General features: G+C 51.2%; 5 protein-coding genes. 1 reads left to right on the top strand and 4 read right to left on the bottom strand.

The window, feature by feature from the left end:
- Positions 1–225 precede the first annotated feature (225 nt).
- Together AAE514_RS18310 and AAE514_RS18315 are read right to left on the bottom strand one after the other, a co-directional pair.
- Positions 226–612, bottom strand: a complete 387-nt coding sequence (locus AAE514_RS18310) for a type II toxin-antitoxin system VapC family toxin (RefSeq protein WP_347333005.1) — start codon at positions 610–612, stop codon at positions 226–228.
- Positions 609–845, bottom strand: coding sequence for a type II toxin-antitoxin system Phd/YefM family antitoxin (locus tag AAE514_RS18315; protein WP_347333006.1), 237 nt, complete (start codon positions 843–845; stop codon positions 609–611). The genes AAE514_RS18310 and AAE514_RS18315 overlap by 4 nt, the downstream gene beginning before the upstream one ends.
- Before the next feature lie 341 nt (positions 846–1,186).
- Here AAE514_RS18315 and AAE514_RS18320 point away from each other — a divergent pair, with 341 nt between their 5' ends.
- On the top strand, positions 1,187–1,720 hold the full coding sequence (locus tag AAE514_RS18320) for a host attachment protein (protein WP_347333007.1): 534 nt from the start codon (positions 1,187–1,189) through the stop codon (positions 1,718–1,720).
- A 193-nt stretch (positions 1,721–1,913) separates the two neighbouring features.
- Here AAE514_RS18320 and AAE514_RS18325 read toward each other — a convergent pair whose 3' ends face one another.
- Together AAE514_RS18325 and AAE514_RS18330 are read right to left on the bottom strand one after the other, a co-directional pair.
- Positions 1,914–2,354 (bottom strand): DUF3592 domain-containing protein, encoded by a 441-nt coding sequence (locus AAE514_RS18325; protein WP_347333008.1) that lies wholly within the window; start codon positions 2,352–2,354, stop codon positions 1,914–1,916.
- Between the two features lie 114 nt (positions 2,355–2,468).
- Positions 2,469–2,726: a DUF6500 family protein gene (locus AAE514_RS18330; protein ID WP_347333009.1), complete on the bottom strand. Its 258-nt coding sequence runs from the start codon at positions 2,724–2,726 to the stop codon at positions 2,469–2,471.
- Between the last annotated feature and the right edge of the window lie 21 nt (positions 2,727–2,747).

Consider the following 2,747-nt stretch of genomic DNA (forward strand, 5'->3'; position numbering starts at 1 on the left):
ACTGTTTCACTGTGGAAAGCTCGATATGCTGCCGTAGCGCTCCACAGAGTTTTACGAAGAACCAGCTTTTTAGGGATGGTCTCGTTCAACGATTCCGCTGGCGCCAGCCTATCGGCTCTGAATAACTGAACGCATGTGTACCCGGCCCCCTTCGCGCATAGCCAGCTCGGTCAGCTGTTCAAAGTTCAATCAATCATTCATTATCGATCACTGATTGGACCACTGTCACACCTTTTTTATCGGCCCTGAGTACCGTCCGAGCTTTTCGTCAACGGTCAGCAGTAAAAAACCTTCATACTCGGCCTGGGCGACCAGAATGCGGTCAAATGGATCTTTGTGGATGGAGGGCAAATGATTAAGGCCCAGCACATGCTGGCTTATGATTGGAAGTTCCGCATAGCCATTTTCAATCAGACCACGACGAAACAGGTGGGGGTCCACCTTGAAATCCGGGCGACCCAGGTCGTTTTTGATGGTAATTTCCCAGAGGTTGGCGGCGCTGAAGTAAAGATTGTTCGCCTCAGACTCAATCAGCTCCACCGCCTCGGAAGGCAGACGCTCCGGCGCTCCCGCGGCCCAGAGCAGTATGTGTGTGTCCAGAAGCAGGTTCATGAGTCATTGCCAAATAGCGTAGCGATCTCGGCCTCGCCCATGCGGTCAAAATCATCCGGAACGCTTATATACCCTTTCATAAAGCCCAAACGACGGGTCTTTCCCGTCTCAGGGGCATCAATGGCCGTAACACGGGCAACCGGGCGGCCGGCTTTGGCGATAACGAAGGGTTCGCCTTTGGCGACCAGCTGTGAGAGGCGGGTTTTCGCCTCATGCATATTGACGGTTTCCATAGCTTAGTTCACCTTGGTTAGCTAACCTTATTCTAGCGGCCTCCCAAATCAAAAGCAACGGCTACGCACTAACGGGATTCATGGCTACCAGGGGGTACCCAAGTGGCCTTTCATAAAGCCGAAACGGCGGGTTTTTCCCGGTACGGGCGCATAAATGGCCGTAATACGGGCAAGGTTGTCACCTTTTTCTTTTTTCTATAAGTACATCAAAAGATGAGCTATTCAAAAGGTTTGACGTGATGAACGGGCGTTACTAGCCTTTAAAATTAAGCGCTGTCCGCAAGTGGTGCAAATTCACCAGTGGCGGGACAGTTATGAAGGCACAAACTTGGAGGCACAACATGGCTGAATACTGTGTCACTGTTGCAGAGCTCGCGAAAGCGCGGATTTTCACGTTGGAATCCTCTGAAACACCAGAATTGGAAAGGTCGCCCTACCTGAGGGAGTGTAAAACGTACGCCAACCCGGATCACAAGGCGAGCGAGAGTGAGATCTGGAGCGATACCCGTCGCGGGGCGCATCGTGAGCACCAGGCCGCACAGGTTGCCGGCCAAACCACGGGCACACCGCACCACAACTACGACGAGCACCGCGACAAACGCGAACATAAGGCCAATCGCCAATTTGCCAAAGATATCGTAGCCGACCTAGAGCAGATCATCCAAGAAAACAACGTCAGCCGTTTGGTACTCTGTGCCGAGAGCCAGATGCTCGGGGTTCTGAGGCCGGAGCTCAACGCCCTTTCGTCCAAACAAATAAAGCTGACAGAGATCGACAAGGATCTTACGAACCTTAATCCACAGCAACTCCATTCGAAACTCGCCGAGGATGGCTTCCTGCCTCGCTCCAAAAGGCCCAGTATCGGTGGGCCCTAGCGTGGGCCTGCCGGCTTCGCGGAGCCACGTCAGCCTCCCCCATGCGGTCAAAACCTGAAGACCCGGGCCCACCGGCAACGGCTGAGCCCGAGGCGCACCCCGGCCACGGACAAGTGGCGGGCATCGGCCGTTAATGCTCCGCCGCTGGCTCCAGCGCCCTGGCGGCCAGAGCCTGGGAGCTCTGCCCCCTCCCCTACGACAAAGGGCGACCTCTGATTTTATAAACAGCAAAATTAATGAGGCTGAAAATGGCGCAATAGGCCAAAACAATCAGACAAATTAACGTAAAAAAATACACTTGATCCAGCCGTTTTACCCTCGCCTTATTTGGGTTTCCCTCAGAATAATACACATCAACACCTTCGCCCATTTCGAACTTGGGATAACTAAAGGCTCGAACTATAAACCTATGACTAGCGTTATTTGCTTCAAACTCAACAATGGCCTGACGAGTCCACGACTCTTTATGATCCCCACGGTGTACCGTCGAGCCTTCTCTCATCTCAAAATCAACCACCTGCCCCGAAGCCTCCTTCATTCCTTCGATATAGGAAGACTCTACGTGATAGAAATAACCCCCACCCACAATTAGTGTTATAACGATGATGACAAAGGGTATATAACGTCTAGGCATAAAAACTCCGTATACTACTGTCCAGTTTATTTTAATTAGGGAAATATTCCCAGCGGCCGAATCGGAAAACCTGACTTTTGATTCACTCTAATGGCCGTCAGCGCCCTACTCTCATTAAAGCCCGGCCTCAACCATTTTCTTGATTTTTAAGGCCTTTTCGAAATGATCTAGCTGGTGCTTCTTGATCCACCAAGTGGCTGCCTCCATAAGAAGCTCTGGATCATCATTTTTATTTGCAAAGTACGAGCCATGCCATGAAGCAAAACCACACAGTCCTTTGCTAAAGCCGAGCTGCTCATAGCTGCCAGGCAAAGAACTAAAAATAATTTTGTAACTATTCAGCACCATCTTCAAGATGCGAGCGCTTTTCAATCAAAAAGTCCGGCCAGTTAT

Origin of the sequence: Marinimicrobium locisalis (assembly GCF_039822625.1) — a bacterium.
Lineage (GTDB): Bacteria > Pseudomonadota > Gammaproteobacteria > Pseudomonadales > Cellvibrionaceae > Marinimicrobium > Marinimicrobium locisalis.

Bases quoted from the DNA above. Each gene is read 5' to 3' on its own strand.
- AAE514_RS18310 (WP_347333005.1), bottom strand. From the start codon at position 612: ATGAACCTGCTTCTGGACACACACATACTGCTCTGGGCCGCGGGAGCG.
- AAE514_RS18315 (WP_347333006.1), bottom strand. From the start codon at position 845: ATGGAAACCGTCAATATGCATGAGGCGAAAACCCGCCTCTCACAGCTG.
- AAE514_RS18320 (WP_347333007.1), top strand. From the start codon at position 1,187: ATGGCTGAATACTGTGTCACTGTTGCAGAGCTCGCGAAAGCGCGGATT.
- AAE514_RS18325 (WP_347333008.1), bottom strand. From the start codon at position 2,354: ATGCCTAGACGTTATATACCCTTTGTCATCATCGTTATAACACTAATT.